The sequence below is a fragment of the Pseudomonas sp. B707 genome (assembly GCF_022496685.1).
GTDB lineage: Bacteria > Pseudomonadota > Gammaproteobacteria > Pseudomonadales > Pseudomonadaceae > Aquipseudomonas > Aquipseudomonas paraglycinae.
This window is the reverse complement of record NZ_WTVE01000004.1, coordinates 20,058-38,075: the sequence shown is the minus strand read 5'-3', so window position 1 is coordinate 38,075 and position 18,018 is coordinate 20,058. Positions and strand designations below refer to the sequence as shown.

Below are 18,018 nucleotides of genomic sequence, written 5' to 3'. Positions count from 1 at the left end.
CTTGATCGTGTTAAAGCGGCGATTGTCACTTTGGCGACAAACCCTGGCATTTGCCATGGCCGGCCCATTGTTAGCCTTGCGCTCATTGTTCATCAATGAGGCTTTTCCCATGGCAATCACCCGCAATCTCTCCGGCCACCAACAGAGCGTCACGGCGGTGATCGGCCTGCTGATCCTGTCCATCGCCCTGCGGCCGCCGATCATTTCGGTGGGGCCGATTCTGCTGTTGATCCAGCAGCACTTCCAGTTGAGCTACACCCAGGCCGCGCTGCTGACTTCGATTCCCGACATCTGCATGGGCGTGTTCGCGCTGGTGGTTCCGAGCCTGGCCAGACGCTTCGGGATCGATCGCAGTGTAGTGGTCGCACTGACGTTGCTGGGTGCCTCGACCTTGCTGCGGGCGATTTCGCCGAATGCATTCTTCCTGCTCGGCAGCACGTTCTTCGCCAGCATCGGCATTGCGGTCGCCGGCGCGATGACCGGCGCCTGGATCAAGACCCACTTTGCTCAGCGACCAGCGCTGTTCATGGGCATTTATGCCGGCGGCCTGAGCCTGGGCGCGACCCTCGCGGCGGTGCTCAGCGCCCCGATTGCCGAGCTGGCGCAGGACTGGCGGGTCAGCGCCGGAGTCTGGAGCGTGCTGTGCCTCACCGCCATCGCCAGTTGGGTGTGGATGGCGCGGCGTTTTGCGACAGCGGTGCCAGCGGTGAAATCGCCGTCGAACCCGAGCAAACGCCTGCCCTGGGGCAATCCGCAAGCGTGGTTGATCGCGTTGAATTTCGGTGCCGGTCAATTCGTGGTCTACGCCCTCTTCGCCTGGATGGCGCCAGCGTCGGTGGAAGCGGCCACATCGAGTGTTTCCCCGGGCGTCCTGCTGGGTATTTTTACGGCGGTGTTCGCCGTGGCCAGCGTGGGTGCGGGGCTGATTCCGGGCAAGGCCCACGACCGGCGCGGTTTGCTCGGGCTGTCGGCATTGCTGGCCCTGCTCGGGGTGGGCGGCATGGCATTCCTGCCGGCGTACTGGCCGATGTTCTACGTGGTGCTCGCGGCCATCGGCCTGGGCATGGGTTTTACCGTGGCCATGACCTTGCCGCTGGATCACGCCAGCACCAGTGAACAGGCCGGATTGTGGACGGTGTTCATGTTGTTCATCGGTTACCTGATCGCCGCGCTCGGGCCGCTGTTGTTCGGTGCCCTGCGCGAATACGCCGGACACTATGGCCCGGCGTACACCTTGCTGTTCGCGGTACTGCTGTTGATGCTCGGCATCACACCCCTGCTCAGACTGGCACCGGCTGGATCGCCGCAGGTGTCCGTTGCCTGAGCCGGGGGGTGACAGACCTGCGACGCGCGTCGGCACGTCGCAGGTTTTCAGTTGGCTGCAGCGGCTTTTTCAATCAGCCGCGCCACCGGCGCCGGGTTCGACACCATCACCACGTGCGAGGCGCCCTTCACCACCTCAACGGCCTTGGCATCCGCACGCTTGGCCATGAACGCCATCGCCTGGGGCGGGATGTTCTTGTCCTTGTCGCCGTAGATGTACCACGACGGAATGTGCTTCCAGGCCGGCGTTCCGGCCTGCTCGTTCAGTGCCGCTTCGGTGACCGGACGTTGAGTCGCGGCCATCAGGGCCGCTTGTGCAGCGGGGACGTCGGCGGCGAATTGATCGTGGAACTTGCTCTGCTGGATGTACAAGTCCTTGCCGCCGTCGGCCAGCGCAACGGGTGGCGCCAGCGTTGGCCCGAGGGTGCTGCCGGGAAACTTGCCGGCCAGCCCGGCGACGGTTTCACCGGCCTCGGGGGCAAACGCGCTGACGTAGACCAGCGCTTTGACATTGGCATGATCGTTGGCCGCATCACTGATGACGTTGCCGCCATAGGAGTGACCGACCAGCACCACCGGCGACTGGATGCTGCTCAGCAATGCCGATACCGCTGCGCCATCGCTCTTGACGCCGCGCAGCGGATTGGCGGCGGCGATCACCGTGTAGCCATCCTTCTCGAGAATCTTCGCCACGCCGTTCCAGCTCGACGCGTCGGCAAATGCGCCGTGCACCAGCACCACAGTGGGTTTGGCGGTTTGGGCGAAGGCATTGGCGCCCAGGCACAGGCCCGCAGCGATGCTCAGTGCAATCAGTGTTTTTTTCATCTGGATGTTCCTCGTATGACGGATTCAGGGAGCGTATCGGGTGAAGACAAAATCGTGGTTCTGCACCCGCGCCTGATGGCAGGCAAAGCAGGTCTGGTGCTGGGCTTCGTCGGCGGGTTTGCCGTTGATGAACCGGCCGAATCCCCAGCCACCGGTCGAGGCGTATTTGCGCGAGTCCTTGACCATCACCTGAACGGTGGTGGCCGCCCCCGGAATCGAGGCCGGCTCGAACTCCGGCGACTGCACGTGTTTCCACGCCAGCTTCACCAGCACCGTGCCGTCGGGAAACGGCAGCGATGCGCTCTGGTAAGCCTTGAGGGCCCGGTCATTGCCCAGCACCGCGCGCAGTTCATCCAGCGGCGCGGCTTCCTGGGCCGGGGCAATCAGCGCCCACTGGCGATAGTTTTTCGGCAGCTTCACGCCGTAGATCGGCGACGCTTCGCCGTCATCGGCCTGACCCAAAGCGACGCCGGTGGCCGCCAGTGCCGCGAGCGCAATGGCCGCTGGCAACACGGCCCAATGGTTGAGTTTCATCGTCGGATCCCCTCAGGCCAGCAGTCAGAGATGATCGGCATCGATCACCGCCTGAGCGAACGCCTGCGGCGCTTCCTGCGGCAGGTTGTGGCCGATGCCGCCGCTGATCAGCCGGTGTTCGTATTTGCCGGTGAAGCGTTTGGCGTAGGCCTCGGCCGGTGGGTGCGGCGCGCCATTGGCGTCGCCTTCAAGAGTGATGGTCGGCACGCCGATCGAGGGGAATGTCGCCAGTTTTTTCTCCAGCGGATCGTATTGCGCTTCCCCTTTGATCAGCCCCAGGCGCCAGCGGTAGTTGAAGATCGACACGGCGACGTGATCCGGGTTCTGCAACGCGGCGGCGCTGCGGTCGTAGGTCGCGTCGTCGAAGCTCCACTTCGGCGAGGCCAGCTGCCAGATCAGTTTGGCGAAATCATGGGTGTTTTTTTCGTAACCCAGGCGACCGCGCTCGGTCGCAAAGTAGAACTGATACCACCACTGCAACTCCGCCACCGGCGGCAGCGGCGTCTTGCCCGCCTCCTGGCTGCCGATCAGGTAACCGCTCACCGCCACCAGCGCTTTCACCCGCTCGGGCCAGAGCGCTGCAACGATGTCGGCAGTACGCGCGCCCCAGTCATAGCCGCCAAGCACGGCCTGCTTGATCTTCAGGGCGTCCATGAAGTCGATCAGATCTTTCGCCAGCGCCGCCGGCTGGCCGTTGCGCACGGTTTTGGCGGACAGGAAACGCGTGTCGCCGTAGCCGCGCGCGTAAGGAATCAGCACCCGATAGCCCTTCTGCGCCAGCGCCGGGGCCACGTCGGTGTAGCTGTGAATGTCGTAGGGCCAGCCGTGCAGCAGGATGACCACCGGACCGTCGGCCGGACCGGTTTCGGCGTACGACACGTCGAGCAATCCGGCCTTGACGTGTTTCAGCGCGCCGAAGGAAACGTTGGTGCCGGCGGTAATGGCGTCGATCTTGCCGGCGGGCACGTCGGCGGCGCTGGCGTATGCCGAAGCGACGCCCAGCGCAAGCGCCAGCATCGAAACGGCGAGCACGCGCCGGGATGGGGTTACAGCGTTAGAGTCAGTCATGCCGGGTCTCCCTCGTGAACCGCCGGGCGGCGGTTCCGGGCTTTGTGGTCAAGGGTTTAGGGTTGAAGTGCTTGCGGATTGCAGGGCTAGCGCGCTGCCTGAGCAGCGGTTTTCTGCGCCGCCGCGCGCAGTGGCCGGAAGGCTTCGCGCAGTTCTTCGCTGAACAGTTGCGGTTGCTCCCATGCCGCGAAGTGACCGCCCTTGCCGACTTCGCTGAAGTAGGCCAGCGACGGATAGGCGCGCTGCGACCAGACTTTCGGCGCGCGGTAGATTTCGTGCGGGAACACAGTGATCGCCACCGGCACCTTGATGTCGGCAGTCTTCTGCGCGGCGGCGCTGAAGTTATTGTTGTTGTTCTCCCAGTAGAAACGGGAGGACGACGCCCCGCTGTCGGTCAGCCAGTACAGGCTGATGTCGTCGAGCATTTCATCGCGGCTCAGGACTTTCTCGGGCTGACCGTCGCTGTCAGTCCATGCGGCGAATTTTTCATACATCCACGCGGCCGTGCCGGCGGGCGAGTCGGCCAGCAGATAACCGATGGTTTGCGGCCGGGTCACCATCATTGCGCCGTAAGCGGCGTTACGACCGAAGAACTGACTGAGCGAATTGAAGGCCGTCACCTCCGGCGCAGTCAGTCCTGCCGGGGCCGGGTCGCCGCTGTTGATCGGTTTGACCAGTTCCGGCGGCACGGTGGCCGGCATGTTCAGGTGGATACCCAGCAAACCGGGCGGCGCCAGGCGACCCAGTGCATCGGAAATCACCGAACCATGATCGCCACCCTGGGACACGTAATGGCTGTAACCCAGACGTTTCATCAGCACATCCCAGGCCTTCGCCACCCGGTCAGGGCCCCAGCCGAGCTCGGTCGGTTTGCCGGAAAAACCATGGCCGGGAATCGACGGGATCACCACGTCGAACGAGTCCTCGACCTTGCCGCCATAGGCCACGGGATCGGTCAGCGGGCCGATGGTCTTGAGGAATTCGAACTGCGAACCCGGCCAGCCGTGGGTGAGGATCAGCGGCATCGCATTGGGATTGCGCGAGCGCACATGGATGAACTGGATGTCGACGCCGTCGATGGTGGTCACGAACTCCGGCAAGGCATTGAGCTTCGCTTCGGCCTTGCGCCAGTCATAGCCGTCGCCCCAATACTTCACCAACGCCTGGACCTGCGCCAGTTGCACGCCCTGGGACACGTCGCCGACCGTTTCCTTGTCCGGCCAGCGAGTGTCGGCGATGCGTTTGCGCAGGTCGCTCAACTTCGCTTCGTCCACATGGATGGTGTACGGGCGAATGGCTTGCGACGGATCCGCGGCCCAGACGCCGCTGCTGCCAGCGAGTACGGCAAGGCCGAGCGCGCCGCCCCTGATGGATGACGCCAGGCAATGGCGCCAGGTAAGACCGGACGAAAGCGCAACCATGATGGATCTCCTTGTAGTCATTATTCGAAAGGCATCGCCAATCGGATCAGACCACTGCGCTGGCACCGGGGCGATTACACGATGGTGTCGGTCGATACCTTGGTATGACGCGCTGGCCCGGCGCGCAAAATCGCGCTCGAACTCAGCAGCGCTTAACGGGCAGAATGCGGCGGGGAAAAGACCCATTTGAATCACAGAGCGGAACAAGGATTGCGGATGCGTGGGGAAACAGCGCTCGAACGCCTGAGCGGCACGCCATCGTCCACCTCGCAGTGGTGGGTGATCGGGTTGTGCATGCTGTTCAACGTGATCGACGGACTCGACGTCATGGCCATGGCCTTCACCGGCAGTCGGGTTTCGGCGCAGTGGACGTTGAGCGGCGCGCAACTGGGCCTGTTGTTGAGCGCAAGTCTGGTCGGAATGGCGCTCGGCTCGCTGCTGGCCGCGCCCAGGGCCGACCGCTTCGGGCGCAGGCCTTTGTTGCTCGCCGGATTGCTGCTCAGCGGCCTGAGCATGTTGCTGTCGTTCTGGAGCCCGGATCATCACGTACTGATACTTTTGCGACTGGTGACCGGCATCGGCACGGGGGCGGTACTGGTGGGGGCCAACGTGATGACGTTCGAACACGCCAGCCCGCAGCGGCGCAACCTGGCCATCGCCCTGCAATCCCTCGCCTTCGCCATGGGCGCGAGTCTGGGCGGAGTGCTGGCGCATGTACTCAATGATTTGATGGGCTGGCGGTATGTCTTTCTGGCCGGGGGTTGCATCACGCTGGCGGCAGCGCTGGTCGGCGTCTTTTGGCTGCGAGAGTCGCCGTCATTTCTGGCACTGGAACACGGCGCGCCTGTCGCTCCACCGTCGCCTGACAACCCCAGTCGACCGTTTTCGCCCGGTCAGTGGCAACAGACCACATCGCTGGCACTGGCACTCTTTCTGTTGATGTTCTGCTTTTACTTCGTCATGAGCTGGACCCCGAGCCTGCTGGTCCACAACGGTTTTACCGACCAACAAGGCGCCCGGATCGGAGTGTTATTGGCGTTGGGGGGGATGCTCGGTGCCCTGCTGCTGGGACTGGCGGCCAATCGTTTCGGCTGCCGGCGATTGTTGTCGGGGTTTCTGCTGCTCAACGCCGCCCTGCTGCCATTGATGCTGCCGGCCACTCACATCCCCGGTCTGACGACACTCGTGGCAGTCACGCTGGGGCTGATGCTCAATGGTGCGGTCGCGGCTCTGTATGTCCTGGCTCCTCAAGCGTTCTGCACCTCGGTTCGTACGACCGGTGTCGGCGTGGTGCTGGGGATGGGGCGTCTGGGGGCGATCATTTCGCCGTTGGTCGCCGGGTTTCTGCTGGATGCCGGATGGACCGCACAACACCTGTTCACGTTTTTCGCCGGTAGCCAGGTGTTGGCGGCCCTGCTGATCTGGCGTGGCGTCAAGGGACGATGATCAGCTTGCCCGTCGTGTTGCGCGACTCGATATCGCGATGGGCCTGTTGCACCTCGTCCAGTGAATAACGTTTGCCGATGAAGGTTTTCAGTTTGCCGGTGCTGACCCACGCGAACAGTTGCCGGGATTTTTCCAGCAGCACCTCGCGATCGCGCACGTAGTGCATGACCGAGGGATACGTCAGCTTGATGCTGCGCGGCATGCTGAAGATATCGATCGGCGGGATCGGGTTCATGAACGGCCCGTACAAGGCCAGGGTGCCGAAGTAATCCAGCATCTCCAGCGAGTCAGCAAAGCCTTCCTCGCCGGTGCCGTCGTACACCGCATTCACCCGCAGCCCCTCGGTCAGGCGCATGACCTGTCCGGCAATGTTGTGCGCCCGCCCGATCACCACATAGTCAGCCCCGGCCGCGAGTACTGCCTCCACCTTGTCGGCGTGAGACACCCGGCCAATGACCTTACCGCCCAGTAGCTTGATCATCTGAGTCAGCATCAGCCCCACGCCCCCTGCCGCCGCGTGCACAAATGCCACGTCACCCGGCTGGATCGCATGCACCTTGTCCACCAGATTGCTGGCAGTCAGGCCTTGCATCATCAGGCTGGCGGCGGTGGCGAAGTCGATCTCATCGGGCAACGGCACCAACTGGCTGACCGGGGCGATCACCTGTTCGGCGTAGCTGCCCGGCACGTAATGCCAGGCCACGCGGTCACCGACTCCGAACTCCGTCACCTGCGGGCCGGCGGCCAGAACGATGCCGGCGCCTTCTGCACCCGGCGTCAGCGGCAACTCCCAGGCCGCGCCGAGCCCGCGTCGGGCACCGGTGTCCATGAAATTGATGCCTGCCGCCATGACCTTGACCACGACCTGTCCGGGCCCCGGTTCTGCCAGTTGAATGTCGCGTACCGTCAACACTTCAGGCCCGCCAAAGGCCTGGATGATTACTGCTTTCATGATGTTTTGCCCTGTCATCGGGACGACCGGTCCTGCTGCCTTTCAGGTCGCAGGAGCGCGGACGTCACGTTGCTTTCACTCAACGTCGAAGGACGTTGAAACCAGGACCAAGGCTGCGCGGCGGATGTATCCCGGCGGTTTCGCCAACCCGGCGCTGTGCATGCTTGTATGGCTAGAGGGGCCGTAGATACAGTGGCTTACAAAAGCGCCACTGTGATGCCCATCGCAGTGTGCAATGTCGGCCGATATTCGCCACGGGCGACACCAAAGTATGATGGGCGAGTGCCAGCAGAAGGCGCATCTTTGTTCAACGGTGACTGCACACAATGAGAATCGGTATGACGAACGAGCAGGAGCGCGTCATCGAGGACGATCCAGACTGCGCCAGTGACGCAATCATGCCCATGCCGGGGGTCGAAGCCATCATCGACAGCATCCCGGCCATGGTCGCCTTCATGACGCCTTCCGGTGAGCTGGAACAGGTCAACCGGCAAATCATGGACTACATCGGCGCCCCGCTTCATGAACTGAAAAAATGGCAAGCCGGCGAGACCGTGCACCCGGACGACCTGCCCTCGGTCATCGCCGCCTGGATGCATTCAGTCGACACCGGCACGCCCTATGAAGTCGAACATCGCATCCGACGCGCCGACGGTGTCTATCGCTGGTTCCATGTGCGCGGCCTGCCGATCAGAGACAGCGAAGGCACCATCACACGCTGGTGCGTGCTGCAGGTCGACATCGACGAGCGCCGGCGGGACAAGGCCTTGATCGCCAGTGCCCTCGCTGAAGTCAGCGCATCGGAAGAGCGCTTGCGCGGGATCATCGATGCCGTCCCCGGTTTTGTCTGGAGCGCCTCGCCCGAAGGCAGCGTCGGCTTCGTCAATCGACGCTGGTGCGACTACACCGGCATGTCCCTCGAACAGGCCTGCGGCCATGGCTGGACGGCGTCCATCCACCCGGACGACGCACCGGGCCTGGCAGTCTATTGGCAAGGGATTCTGCAATCGGGCAGCGCCGGTGAGTACGAGGCCCGGCTGAAACGCTTCGACGGCATTTACCGCTGGTTTCTGATCCGCGCCGTGCCCCAGCGCGATGACACCGGGCGGCTCGTGCGCTGGTACGGCGAGAATACCGACATCGAAGACCGCAAGCGGGCGGAAGTCTTTCTGGCCAAGGCCCAGCGCCTGAGCGCCACCGGCACATTTTCCTGGCGGGTGAGTACCGACGAGATCACCTGGTCGGACGAGGTCTACCGCATCCTTGAACTCGACCCGGACACCCCGCCCGGCTTCGAGGCGATCTATCGCCGGGTGCATCCGGACGACATCTCCAGCCATCGGGAGATGATCAAGCGCCAGCGCCGCAAGGGGCGTGATTTCGAACACGAACACCGGCTGCTGATGCCCGACGGCACGGTGAAATACGTGCGGCTGGTGGCGCACTCGATCGCCCATGCGCCGGACGGTTTCGAATACATCGCCGCCCTGCAGGACATCACCCAGCGCCGGCTCGCCGAAGAGGTCTTGAGCAAGGCGCGCTCGGAACTGACGCACCTGGCCAGAGTCGCCAGCCTTGGCGCGGTCACGGCGTCGATTGCCCACGAGGTCAATCAACCGCTGGCCGGCATCATCACCAACGCCAGCACCTGCCTGCGCATGCTTGGTGCGGACCCGCCGAATGTCGACGGCGCCAGGGAAACCGCGCGCCGCACCATTCGCGATGGCAATCGCGCGGCCGATGTAATCAATCGACTGCGGGCGCTGTTCTCGAAGAAAAGCATCACGATTGAAGACGTCAATCTGAATGACGCGGCACGGGAAGTCATCGCCATGCTATTGGGCGAGCTGCAACGCAACGGCGTGGTGCTGCACCCGCAATTTGCCGAAGCCCTGCCGCTGGTCAGGGGCGACCGGGTCCAGCTTCAGCAGGTGATCCTCAACCTGATCATGAATGCCGCCGAGGCCATGAGTGCGATCCACGGCCGGCCCCGAGAATTGATCGTCAGCACCGGCCTTGGGGCGGACGAGAGCGTTTGCCTGGCGGTGAAAGACAGCGGCAACGGCGTCGATCCGCAGGACATCGAGCGCATTTTCAATGCCTTTTACACCACCAAAAGTTCGGGCATGGGCGTCGGTCTGTCCATCAGTCGCTCGATTATCGAGCGCCACGACGGGAAGCTGTGGGCCACCGCCAACGACGGCCCGGGTGCGACGTTTACCTTTGCCATCCCGAATTCGACGGACTTGCCGCAAACCGATAACCGCGACCTCGCCGATCGCACCGTGGAGAATGATTGATGGGTACGCATTTGCTCGTATCGGTGGTCGATGACGACGAATCGGTTCGTGAATCCCTGCCGGACCTGATCAAGGAATTCGGCTTTGCCGTCCAGGCATTCGCCTCGGCGCAGGCGTTTCTGGCATCGCCCTATCTGGACTTGACCCATTGCCTGATTCTCGACGTGGCCATGCCGGGGATGTCGGGCCCGGATCTGCAACGGGAGCTGCTGCGCCGCGACTATCGCATTCCGGTGATTTTCATCACCGCGCACGGCGACGACAGCGAACAGGCGAAGCTGCTGAACAGTGGCGCCGTGGAGTGCCTGTTCAAACCCTTCAGCGAAGCCCAATTGCTCAAGGCCCTGAGCGCCGCCCTGCCCCTCGACTGAGCGTGAAGCCGAACAGAACAAGGAATCGACATGTTGAACGCGAACAACGCAATCGCCCCTTCCCGTGGAGCATTACCGATGAGTGATGTCACGCCCGTCGTATTCGTTGTCGATGACGACATTTCCGTGCGCGAGTCGCTGGAGCTGATGATCCGCTTCGCCGGATGGCAGCCACGGCTGTTCGAGTCCGCGCAGGATTTTCTCGACGCGCCCCGAACGCTGGTGCCCAGTTGCCTGGTGCTGGACATCAACCTGCCCGACCTGAGCGGCCTGGATCTGCAGACCGCCCTTGCCGATGAACGCCACAACATGCCGATCATCTTCATCACCGGCTACGGCGATATTCCGCGCACGGTGCGGGCCTTGAAGGCCGGCGCGGTGGAGTTTCTGACCAAACCGTTCAATGACGAGGTGATCCTCGCCGCCATGGCCGATGCGCTGCAAAGCAGTCGTGTGGCGCTGGAGGGAGAAAAGCACCTGCGCTCACTGCTCGAGGCCTACAAGACCCTGACGCCGCGCGAGCAAGAGATCATGGCTTCAGTGGTCAGCGGGCGGCTCAACAAACTGATTGCCGCCGACCTCAACATCAGCGAAATCACCGTCAAGGCCCATCGCGGCAAGGTGATGCGCAAGATGAAGGCCCGCTCGCTGGCGGACCTGGTGAAAATGGCCGCCCTGATTACGCCTGCGTGACCGGCAGGCTCTGCCAGAAGCTTTCCAGCCGACGCAGATCAAGGCTGTCGAAGCCTTCCGAAGCCCGCTCGCGGCAGGCACCGAGCAACGTCCGGGCCTGATCCGGTTGACCCTGTTCAAGCCAGAACCGGGCCAGATCCATCGATGACCGCAACTCCCACGCCCAGGCGCCCTGCTCGCGGCTCAGCGCAATGGAATCCTCAAGAACCGCCAGCATGGCCTGAACATCGTCGGCCTGGATCACCTTGAGAATACCGGCCTTGATCCGCAGTAACTCCGGCAGCGCAAAGGCATCACCGCTTTGCCGGCAGTGAGCGATGGTGCCGTCAACCAGCGTCAGTGCCTTTTGGTGTAGGCCCGCCAGCATCAGGCCTTCGGCCAGTGCGATTTCAAATGAGGTCGTGAGCAGTTCGTAACGCATGCTGCGCAACCGCGCCAGACTTTCTTCCAGCATGGCAACTGCATCCCCCAGCTCCTCGGCGCGGATGGCGATCGCCGCGCGCAACCCGTGGCAGGCGGCAATGTAGGGGCCGAGTGCGTTGGTTTCGGCGATGGCGCTGAACCGCTCGAGGCTCGCAGTTGCCTTCGCCAGATCACCGGTCCAGATATAGATGCACAAGATCCAGACCATGGCGATGCAGTAGGTGACCGGATGCTGCAGTGCCGACGCTTCAGCCTCTATCTGCTCGACCCAACGCCGGGCCTGATCGGGATAGCCCTGCAGCCAGAGTGAACGCGCCAGCGCCAGCCCCGTGCGATTGCGGTGATCGAAGCCGTAGTAGATCGTGTTGCTGGGATGGGACGGCAAGCTGTTGCGCAGCGAGCTTTCCAGTTCCTGACGGGCCAGACGCTGGTTGCCCAGCAGATGATGGGAGATGCCGGTCAGCGATGCGGCAATCGCGATGGCGGCGGGCTCGTTGAGGATGTTGCCGACCACGGCGGCCTGCTCCGCCCAGGCCAGCGACGACGGGAAATCACCGATGCGCTCGTAGAAGATCTGCAAGCGGCCCAGCAACCTCAGCTGTGAGCCGTAGTCGTTCAGCGCGACGGCAATATCCTGCGCCCGGAGCAAGGCTTTTTCGGCGGCTTCACTGTTGCCTCGGGTGAACATCAGCACCAGACCGAGCGCGGCTTGCAGCTCCATCTCGGTGAGCGTGCCGTAGTACCCCAGCTCCAGCAGTTCCACCGCCCGGGAACACCAGGTGCGGCACTCGACCAGCAAGGAAAAATGCAGGAACAACGGCGCACTCGCGGCCGCCAGCGGCAACGCCAGTCCCGGATCGCCGTGGGGCCCGAAGCTCCATTCCAGCGCACCGCGAACGTTGCCCAACTGGCTGGCCAGACGCGCCGAATGACGGAAAATTTCGTCGGGCGCAGTCCCCAGATGGCCGAGCAGATCCATGTAAAACGCCGCGTGCCGGAACGCCAGCGCATTGACCTCGGCCTCTCCCCGCGCGGTCAATTTTTCCCGGGCGTAGGCGCGCGTCATCTCCAGCAAGCGATACGAATCCGTCGAGTCGCTGTGATCGACCGTGACCAGCCCCTTGCACACCAGGTCATCAAGGAGCGCGGCCGCCGTGGCGCTTTCGTGTTGCGACTCAGCCACCACCTGAGCGGCGGCCTCTTGGGAGAACGGCCCGACGAAGACCGAAAATCGCTCCAGCGCCAAGCGCTCTTGCGGCGACAGCAGGTCATAACTCCAGTCGAGCATGGCACGCAGGGTCTGATGGCGTGGCACCGCCGTCCTGCGCCCCGACCAGCCCAGCGAGAAACGCTCGCCGAGCAGTGCGTGGGTGGCCTTCAGTCCGTGGCTGGCGACCCGCATCGCCGCCAGTTCGATCGGCAACGCCATGCCCTCCAGCCGCTGGCAAATGTCCGCAATCATTTGCCCTCCGCCCGCTTCCAGCAAGAGCGCGGCGTTGCTCGACGACGCGCGTTCGACAAACAGCTTGATGGCCGGGAATGCCAGCAACTCCTCAACGCCGAGGTGTTGCGGCTCACGGGGAAATTCCAGCGGATTGAGCCAGTGCACGTATTCACCACGCACCCGCAGCGGCTCGCGACTGGTGGCCAGAACCCCGACCTCCGGCGCGGTGTCGCTGATCTGCTCCAGGAGCGTCGACACCGCGTCGATCAGGTGTTCGCAGTTGTCAATCACCAACATCAACCGCTGCTCGCGCAAATGCGCGAGCAGGACAAACAGCGGGTCTTCCGCCTGCACCGGGATGTCCAGCGATCGGGCCAGCGCCGACGGCACCAGCGCGCAGTCTTCCACTTGCGCCAGATCGACGAAGCTGACGCGCTCGTAGCCCTGGGCGGCGATGCGGTGCGCCACTTCGATGGCCAGGCTGGTCTTGCCGACGCCGCCGGGGCCGACGATGGTGAACAGCCTCGGTTGCTGCATGTGGTCGATGACCAGTTGCAGATCGGTTTCTCGGCCGATCAGTTTGGCCCGGGGCGGCAGACTGCACACGCCCTCGATGGCTCGGGTCACGATGGGCGCCGGTTGCACAGCGGCCTGTTTTCTTTCCAGCGGTGCGACGAAGGCATAACCCACGCCCACCTGGGTCGCGATGTAACGCGCCTGCTCCTCGCCATCGCCGAGAATCCGCCGCAGGCCGGTCATATGAAAGCGCAGGCTGCCTTCGGCCACTACGCTGTCGGGCCATACCTTGTCGATCAGGTCGTACTTGGACAGCACGCGTCCCGGTTGCTCGAGCAGGGCGATCAGCAGATCCAGCGCCCGCCCGCCGATCTCGACCGCCACCCCGTTGCGGGTCAGCAGCCGTTTACCTGGAACGACACAGAACGGACCGAAAATGAATTGGGTCGTGAGGGATTCGTGCAATGCGTCCGGAAAAGACTCCACGAGGATCGATCTCTCTAAAAAACGTAGGGGGCGGCGCCAGTTACAGACAGCCGGCGCAGGCCCTTTGCATGATAGGAGTTTTGCATGGTCGTTCAAGCACGGCACCGGCAGAGTGAGAACCTCACCCCTTTATTTCCCCTTTGCGAATGGCAATTTTGATGGCCTGAGCGGTGGTGGCCACGCCGAGATGCCGACGGGCCGAACGCAGGTGATTTTCCACCGTGCGCCCGGACAGACCGAGGGTGGCAGCGATGTCGGCCTGCCGCCGACCGGCAGCGACCCACGCCAGCACTTCGCGCTCACGGGTCGAGAGTTTTCCGGCCGTCTCGTCCAGCGGCGCTTCGAGCAAGCGTCGTGCAGCGTAAAACGCCACCGAGGCGAGCATGCCCAGCGCCAGTCGAGTCCGCGCAGAAGCATCGATCTGTTCGCCACCCAGGCTCATGGCGCCTTCAAGCCCCTGCGGGCCGAAGACCGGAATCTGTAATCCATGCACGCCCGGCCCGCTTGGCAAGCGAACCACCCGATAGAGTTCGCCGCTCTCCTCCTGCACCTTGCTCCAGAAGAACGATTCGGGGGCGTCCAACAGGTGGCGAGTCACTGGGCAGCGCTGAACGTAGGTCTCGGCGTCGACGCCAGTGCCATCACCAAACCAGTCGCCTTCCACCCAGTAAATGCGCTCGACCACGTCCTCCGACGCCGAGGTGGCGGAGAACAGGACGAACCGATCGTAACCATAGGCCCCGGCGAAACCGCGAACGGCCTTCTGGATCGCCACTAGCGTGGGCGCCGCCTCGATGTCGAGGGCGGCGCGCAAGAGTGCCTCGGCAGGTCCGGAGCTCACCCCGACGTGACCTCTTTGAGGAGCGCGGCCGCCGCCAGTTTGCCCAGCGCATTGCCCGCCAGCGGACTGTCACCGGTCAGCAACTTGCGATCCTGAAGCGTGGCCCCGGAAATACCCTGATTGGTGATTTCCACACCGAGCGCCTGCAACTGCTCGCCGAACTTCCAGGTCAGGTGGCCGGGCATGTAACCGATGTCAGGGGTTGTCGCGTCCAGGGCATCGGGAAACGCGCAGATCCGGTAGCCATTGAAGATGCATGAATCTTTTGTTTCGCCGAGGCCGGCCGCCAGCAGCGCCGCCGGGCCGTGGCACAGAGTAATGACGAATTTGTCCTTGGCGACGGCCCATTGCAGGACTTTCTTCACGTCCTCGCTTTCCGGCAGGCCGATCAGCGCGCCGTGCCCGCCGGGAATGAACACGCCGATGTAGTCCGAGTCTTCGCCCAGCGCTTCTTCGATCACCTGGGACAGCTTGAGCGGACGCTTGAACTGATCGCGGTATTGCTCGTAGAAGCCCTTCACTTCGGCGTCTTCGGAGGGCATGGCCCAGAATTCGAACTTGACCGGATTGCCCGACAGCGTCGCGACGTCGAAGCCGAAACCGGCCTTGTCGAGGTGATACATCGGCAGCAGCGTTTCAACCGGCTGATTGCCCGTGGAGAACATGGTGCCGTTGTCGGTCAACAGATAGCGCTCGTCCGCACCGATCATCAGAACCTTCCAGCGTCCGCCCTTGTAACGGTTCGGGTACTCGGCATCACCGAGATCGGATTTGGGCGAAGTGAACTGGCTGAGGGAGTACGGCGAGGGGAAAAACGCGTTGTCCTCGGCCGGATCGGGGGTTGGGCGCTTGTCGTCAGTCTGCGTGGTAGCCATGGTGCTCTCCATCGAGTGGGTCAATGTCGGAGTTCATGCTAGTAAGGCGTCAGCGTTACAACAATGAGGGTTTTCCCTCAAAAAATCATGCGCTGAACCTGCAGCCCCTCAATGTGATCGATAAGTGGCAGAATCCCCGCAACTGATGAATTCGGAGACCCACAATGCTTCGCCTGTTTGAACAACGGCTCGACCCCTTCCCGCCCGACGAAGCGCCGCCACCGCCGGTCGGTCTGGCGCGATTCCTGTGGGCCTGCACCCGTGGCGCTCGCGGTTATATCCTCGCGCTGGCGCTGCTCAGTGCCGGTGTGTCGATCTACGAAGCCTGGTTGTTTTCCTTTCTGGGTCAGGTCGTGGATCTGCTCTCGACCTGGCAGGCCGGCGGCGACGTGAACGGGCAAGAGAGCCGTGTGCTGTGGGGCATCGGCATCGTGTTGCTGACCAGCGTCGGGCTGGTGGCGTTGCGCACGATGGTTCAGCACCAGGTGTTGGCGATCAATCTGCCGCTGCGCCTGCGCTGGGATTTCCACCGGCTGATGCTGCGGCAGAGCCTTTCGTTCTTTTCCGATGAGTTTTCCGGCCGGGTCACGACCAAGGTGATGCAGACCGCACTGGCCGTGCGCGAAGTGCTGTTCACCGTCATCGAGATCGCACCGGGTATCGGCGTCTATTTCATTGCGATCATCGCCCTGGCCGGCGGTTTCGCCCTGAAACTCATGCTTCCGTTCATTGCCTGGGTCGCGCTGTTCGGGCTGGCGATGCTGTATTTCGTGCCACGCCTGGGCCAGGTCGGCCAGGAACAGGCCCATGCGCGGTCATCAATGACGGGCCGGGTGTCGGACGCCTACACCAACATCACCACGGTGAAACTGTTCTCCCACTCCAAACGTGAAGCGCATTTTGCGCGGGCGGCAATGGAGGATTTCAAGCAGACCGGATTCCGCCAGATGCGTCTGGTCAGCCAGTTCGAGATCGTCAATCAGGCGCTGGTGGTCGGGCTGATCATGGGCGCCGGCGGCTACGCTTTGTGGCTGTGGCATCACGGCGAAGTCGGCACCGGCGCCGTGGCGGCGATCACGGCCATGGCGTTGCGCATCAACGGCATGTCGCACTGGATCATGTGGCAGATGACGTCGCTGTTCGAGAACATCGGCACCGTGCAGGACGGCATGGATACCCTGACCCGTGGCCCCAAGGTGCAGGATGCGCCGGACGCCGGCGTGCTGGTGCCTTCCGGCGGCGCCGTGGAATTCGACAACGTCAGCTTCAACTACAACGGCGAACGCCAGGTGCTCGACGGCTTGAGCCTGAGTATCCAGCCTGGGGAAAAAATCGGTCTGGTGGGCCGCTCCGGCGCCGGTAAATCCACGCTGATCAACCTGCTGCTGCGCTTCTATGATGTGGATCGCGGCGAGATCCGCATCGACGGGCAAAACATCGCGCAGGTGACACAGGACAGTCTGCGCAGCGCGATCGGCATGGTCACTCAGGACACGTCCCTGCTGCACCGCTCGATTCGCGACAACATCGCCTACGGCCGACCGGACGCGACCGACGCGCAGATCCAGCGCGCTGCCGCCAACGCCCAGGCCGACGGCTTCATCAACCAGCTCAGCGACCGTCAGGGCCACACCGGCTACGACACGCTGGTAGGTGAACGTGGCATCAAGCTTTCCGGTGGCCAGCGCCAACGCATCGCCATCGCCCGGGTGATGCTCAAGAACGCTCCGATCCTTCTACTGGACGAAGCGACAAGCGCGCTGGACTCGGAAGTCGAAGTCGCCATCCAGGAAAGCCTCGATGAAATGATGCAGGGCAAGACCGTGATCGCCATCGCCCATCGGCTGTCGACGATTGCGGCGATGGACCGACTGATTGTCATGGATGAGGGACGGATCATCGAGCAAGGCACCCACACCGAACTGCTGGCGAAAAACGGCACTTATGCGCGGTTGTGGCAGCATCAGAGTGGCGGGTTTCTGGGTGAGGATCAGGGCGTGGCCGAGGCGATGGATCAGGCGTAAACGGTGCTGCCCCGGTACTGCCGGGGCAGAAGACGAGGGCTCAGGCGCTCGGGTGGGTGTGGTAGATCTTGCTGACGATCGTCCACTTGCCGTCTACCTTCAGCAGGTTGAAGAAGTCGGTGAAACGGAACCCCGACACGTTGTCGGTATCGACCCGGGCACTCGCGGCCGTGCCGACGATGTCGATGCGGACGATCGCGGCTTCGGCTTCGGGGGATGGACGAAACGCGCTGTCGATGACGTCATACAGATTCTGGATCGCGCCGCCGACGAGCTTGCCGTCGTCAACCCCGAACATGGTCGCCTGCGCATTGAACGCGGGCTTCATCAAGGCGCTGTCAGCCTTCGCTCCCCCTTCGTTGTACTGGCTGAGCACTTCGACGATTGCGTTGTATTCCTGCACGTAAGTTGGATGGCTCATGACGAACTCCTGTTTGCTGTGAATGTTTTTTCAATCAAGCCGCCCTGCGCCGATC

Annotated in this window: 15 protein-coding genes; 6 read left to right on the top strand and 9 right to left on the bottom strand. The window is 63.1% G+C overall.

Features of this window, described 5'->3' with window-relative positions:
- The first annotated feature begins 109 nt into the window (after positions 1 to 109).
- The gene (locus tag GQX66_RS00190) at positions 110 to 1,324 is read left to right on the top strand and encodes an MFS transporter (RefSeq protein WP_240864896.1); all 1,215 of its coding nucleotides are present in this window, start codon (positions 110 to 112) and stop codon (positions 1,322 to 1,324) included.
- A gap of 47 nt (positions 1,325 to 1,371) precedes the next feature.
- Here GQX66_RS00190 and GQX66_RS00185 read toward each other — a convergent pair whose 3' ends face one another.
- The 4 genes from GQX66_RS00185 to GQX66_RS00170 all read right to left on the bottom strand — a co-directional run bounded on the left by GQX66_RS00185 (position 1,372) and on the right by GQX66_RS00170 (position 5,171).
- Positions 1,372 to 2,148: an alpha/beta hydrolase gene (locus GQX66_RS00185; protein ID WP_064382021.1), complete on the bottom strand. Its 777-nt coding sequence runs from the start codon at positions 2,146 to 2,148 to the stop codon at positions 1,372 to 1,374.
- A 24-nt stretch (positions 2,149 to 2,172) separates the two neighbouring features.
- Positions 2,173 to 2,682, bottom strand: a complete 510-nt coding sequence (locus GQX66_RS00180; RefSeq protein ID WP_240864894.1) for a cytochrome P460 family protein — start codon at positions 2,680 to 2,682, stop codon at positions 2,173 to 2,175.
- Positions 2,683 to 2,706: 24 nt separating this feature from the next.
- Positions 2,707 to 3,750: an alpha/beta hydrolase gene (locus GQX66_RS00175; protein WP_240864892.1), complete on the bottom strand. Its 1,044-nt coding sequence runs from the start codon at positions 3,748 to 3,750 to the stop codon at positions 2,707 to 2,709.
- A gap of 86 nt (positions 3,751 to 3,836) precedes the next feature.
- Positions 3,837 to 5,171, bottom strand: a complete 1,335-nt coding sequence (locus GQX66_RS00170; protein WP_240864890.1) for an epoxide hydrolase family protein — start codon at positions 5,169 to 5,171, stop codon at positions 3,837 to 3,839.
- A gap of 216 nt (positions 5,172 to 5,387) precedes the next feature.
- Here GQX66_RS00170 and GQX66_RS00165 point away from each other — a divergent pair, with 216 nt between their 5' ends.
- The gene (locus GQX66_RS00165) at positions 5,388 to 6,617 is read left to right on the top strand and encodes an MFS transporter (protein WP_240864887.1); all 1,230 of its coding nucleotides are present in this window, start codon (positions 5,388 to 5,390) and stop codon (positions 6,615 to 6,617) included.
- Here GQX66_RS00165 and GQX66_RS00160 read toward each other — a convergent pair.
- Entirely contained in the window at positions 6,604 to 7,569 is a 966-nt protein-coding gene (locus GQX66_RS00160; protein ID WP_240864886.1) for a quinone oxidoreductase, read from the bottom strand. The two genes, GQX66_RS00165 and GQX66_RS00160, sit on opposite strands and share 14 nt — an antisense overlap.
- Before the next feature lie 338 nt (positions 7,570 to 7,907).
- Here GQX66_RS00160 and GQX66_RS00155 point away from each other — a divergent pair, with 338 nt between their 5' ends.
- The 3 genes from GQX66_RS00155 (at position 7,908) to GQX66_RS00145 (ending at position 10,933) form a co-directional block, all read left to right on the top strand.
- Complete coding sequence (locus GQX66_RS00155; RefSeq protein WP_240864883.1) at positions 7,908 to 9,869, top strand: PAS domain-containing sensor histidine kinase; 1,962 nt, start codon at positions 7,908 to 7,910, stop codon at positions 9,867 to 9,869.
- Positions 9,869 to 10,240, top strand: coding sequence for a response regulator (locus tag GQX66_RS00150; RefSeq protein WP_102686655.1), 372 nt, complete (start codon positions 9,869 to 9,871; stop codon positions 10,238 to 10,240). Before GQX66_RS00155 ends, GQX66_RS00150 begins: the two co-directional genes overlap by 1 nt.
- Positions 10,241 to 10,318: 78 nt before the next feature.
- Positions 10,319 to 10,933, top strand: coding sequence for a response regulator (locus GQX66_RS00145; RefSeq protein WP_240864881.1), 615 nt, complete (start codon positions 10,319 to 10,321; stop codon positions 10,931 to 10,933).
- Here GQX66_RS00145 and GQX66_RS00140 read toward each other — a convergent pair.
- The 3 genes from GQX66_RS00140 to hchA form a co-directional block, all read right to left on the bottom strand.
- A complete protein-coding gene (locus GQX66_RS00140) occupies positions 10,920 to 13,802 on the bottom strand; it encodes a winged helix-turn-helix domain-containing protein (RefSeq protein WP_240864878.1) in 2,883 nt (960 codons plus the stop codon). The genes GQX66_RS00145 and GQX66_RS00140 overlap by 14 nt on opposite strands.
- A gap of 121 nt (positions 13,803 to 13,923) precedes the next feature.
- Entirely contained in the window at positions 13,924 to 14,643 is a 720-nt protein-coding gene (locus GQX66_RS00135) for a PA1136 family autoinducer-binding transcriptional regulator (protein WP_240864869.1), read from the bottom strand.
- Positions 14,640 to 15,518, bottom strand: coding sequence for a glyoxalase III HchA (hchA, locus tag GQX66_RS00130; RefSeq protein ID WP_240864867.1), 879 nt, complete (start codon positions 15,516 to 15,518; stop codon positions 14,640 to 14,642). Before hchA ends, GQX66_RS00135 begins: the two co-directional genes overlap by 4 nt.
- A gap of 164 nt (positions 15,519 to 15,682) precedes the next feature.
- Here hchA and GQX66_RS00125 point away from each other — a divergent pair, with 164 nt between their 5' ends.
- Positions 15,683 to 17,542 carry an ABC transporter ATP-binding protein gene (locus GQX66_RS00125; protein ID WP_240864865.1) on the top strand — a complete coding sequence of 620 codons (1,860 nt, stop codon included), beginning with the start codon at positions 15,683 to 15,685 and terminating at the stop codon, positions 17,540 to 17,542.
- A 40-nt stretch (positions 17,543 to 17,582) separates the two neighbouring features.
- On the opposite strand, the gene GQX66_RS00120 is transcribed toward GQX66_RS00125, so the two are convergent.
- Entirely contained in the window at positions 17,583 to 17,963 is a 381-nt protein-coding gene (locus GQX66_RS00120; protein ID WP_039771019.1) for a nuclear transport factor 2 family protein, read from the bottom strand.
- Positions 17,964 to 18,018: the final 55 nt, after the last annotated feature.

Bases quoted from the DNA above. Each gene is read 5' to 3' on its own strand.
- GQX66_RS00190 (WP_240864896.1), top strand. From the start codon at position 110: ATGGCAATCACCCGCAATCTCTCCGGCCACCAACAGAGCGTCACGGCG.
- GQX66_RS00185 (WP_064382021.1), bottom strand. From the start codon at position 2,148: ATGAAAAAAACACTGATTGCACTGAGCATCGCTGCGGGCCTGTGCCTG.
- GQX66_RS00180 (WP_240864894.1), bottom strand. From the start codon at position 2,682: ATGAAACTCAACCATTGGGCCGTGTTGCCAGCGGCCATTGCGCTCGCG.
- GQX66_RS00175 (WP_240864892.1), bottom strand. From the start codon at position 3,750: ATGACTGACTCTAACGCTGTAACCCCATCCCGGCGCGTGCTCGCCGTT.
- GQX66_RS00170 (WP_240864890.1), bottom strand. From the start codon at position 5,171: ATGGTTGCGCTTTCGTCCGGTCTTACCTGGCGCCATTGCCTGGCGTCA.
- GQX66_RS00165 (WP_240864887.1), top strand. From the start codon at position 5,388: ATGCGTGGGGAAACAGCGCTCGAACGCCTGAGCGGCACGCCATCGTCC.
- GQX66_RS00160 (WP_240864886.1), bottom strand. From the start codon at position 7,569: ATGAAAGCAGTAATCATCCAGGCCTTTGGCGGGCCTGAAGTGTTGACG.
- GQX66_RS00155 (WP_240864883.1), top strand. From the start codon at position 7,908: ATGACGAACGAGCAGGAGCGCGTCATCGAGGACGATCCAGACTGCGCC.
- GQX66_RS00150 (WP_102686655.1), top strand. From the start codon at position 9,869: ATGGGTACGCATTTGCTCGTATCGGTGGTCGATGACGACGAATCGGTT.
- GQX66_RS00145 (WP_240864881.1), top strand. From the start codon at position 10,319: ATGAGTGATGTCACGCCCGTCGTATTCGTTGTCGATGACGACATTTCC.
- hchA (WP_240864867.1), bottom strand. From the start codon at position 15,518: ATGGCTACCACGCAGACTGACGACAAGCGCCCAACCCCCGATCCGGCC.
- GQX66_RS00125 (WP_240864865.1), top strand. From the start codon at position 15,683: ATGCTTCGCCTGTTTGAACAACGGCTCGACCCCTTCCCGCCCGACGAA.
- GQX66_RS00120 (WP_039771019.1), bottom strand. From the start codon at position 17,963: ATGAGCCATCCAACTTACGTGCAGGAATACAACGCAATCGTCGAAGTG.